This window comes from Curtobacterium sp. MCBA15_008 (genome assembly GCF_001865065.1).
Lineage (GTDB): Bacteria > Actinomycetota > Actinomycetes > Actinomycetales > Microbacteriaceae > Curtobacterium.
The window spans coordinates 1-1194 of record NZ_MJGN01000039.1 but is presented as its reverse complement, the minus strand read 5'-3'; the positions used below and the strand labels follow the sequence as shown (position 1 = coordinate 1194).

Sequence of the window (1194 nt, the reverse complement as noted above, 5' to 3'; positions counted from 1 at the left end):
GGTTGTGATGGGTCGTGCTGCGGCGTATTCGCGGGAGTTCCGGGCTGCGTTTTTCCGGGTGTTGCGGCAGTCGGGGACGGTGACCGAGGCTGCATCCGTGATGGGTGTGAAACGCTCGACCGCGGCGATGTGGGTCCTCGAGGCTGGCGGGATGACGGCGGCGAGTCATGGCGGGTCCGGGGTGCGGCTCTCATTGGCTGAGCGGGACGAGATCGCGGTGCAGCATGCGCAGGGTCGCAGTGCGCGACAGATCGCTCGCGCTCTGGGCAGGGCTCCCTCAACGATCAGCCGGGAGCTGCGCGCCGGTTCCAGCGGGCGGGGGTATCGGTCCGGGACCGCGCAACACCGCGCTTGGATGCGAGCGCGCCGTCCGAAGTCCGGCAAGCTCGCCAGCAACGATCGGCTCCGTGAGTACGTGCAGACTGGGTTGCTCCAGAAACGTTCCCCGGAACAGATCAGTTTGCGGCTTCGGCGGGCGTTTCCGAACGAGTCGGAGATGCGGGTGTCGCACGAAACGATCTACCAGGCGTTGTTCGTGCAGGGCCGCGGGGAACTGCGCCGCGAACTCGCCGCGTGCCTACGCACCGGGCGCACGCTCCGGAAACCGCAGGGCCGCGCCACGACCCGGGCGTCGAAGATCCCGGAGATGGTGATGATCGCTGACCGGCCAGCCGAGGTCGCCGACCGCGCCGTCCCTGGCCATTGGGAAGGGGACCTGATCATGGGTGCCGGGAACCGGTCCGCGATCGGCACGCTCGTCGAGCGCAGCACCGGGTATCTGATGCTGCTGCACCTTCCCGGGGCGCATGGAGCCATCGAGGTCCGCGACCAGATGATCGCCGCGATCGGGCGGATGCCGGCCGAGGTCGCGAAGTCCATCACGTGGGACCAGGGCATTGAGATGATCCGGCACCGCGAGATCACGGTCGCGACCGGGGTGCAGATCTACTTCTGCGACCCGCACGCACCCTGGCAGCGGGGCAGCAACGAAAACACGAATGGTCTGCTGCGCCAGTACTTCCCCAAGGGCACGGACCTGTCCCGGCACACCACCGCTGAGCTCCAATTCGTGCAAGACGAGATCAATGACCGGCCACGCAAACGCCTCGACGCGATGACACCCGCCGAAGCCCTCAAACAGCTACTCTCACAAGCACCAGAAACCGGCGTTGCAACCACCACCTGAATCCACCC

At 66.9% G+C, this 1194-nt stretch carries 1 protein-coding gene; it reads left to right on the top strand.

What is annotated here, in order from left to right:
- The first annotated feature begins 151 nt into the window (after nt 1-151).
- Nucleotides 152-1186: an IS30 family transposase gene (locus BIU96_RS14505; protein WP_139200066.1), complete on the top strand. Its 1035-nt coding sequence runs from the start codon at nt 152-154 to the stop codon at nt 1184-1186.
- Nucleotides 1187-1194 lie beyond the last annotated feature (8 nt).

Coding starts and splice junctions, on each gene's coding strand:
- BIU96_RS14505 (WP_139200066.1), top strand. CDS start 152: ATGACGGCGGCGAGTCATGGCGGGTCCGGGGTGCGGCTCTCATTGGCT.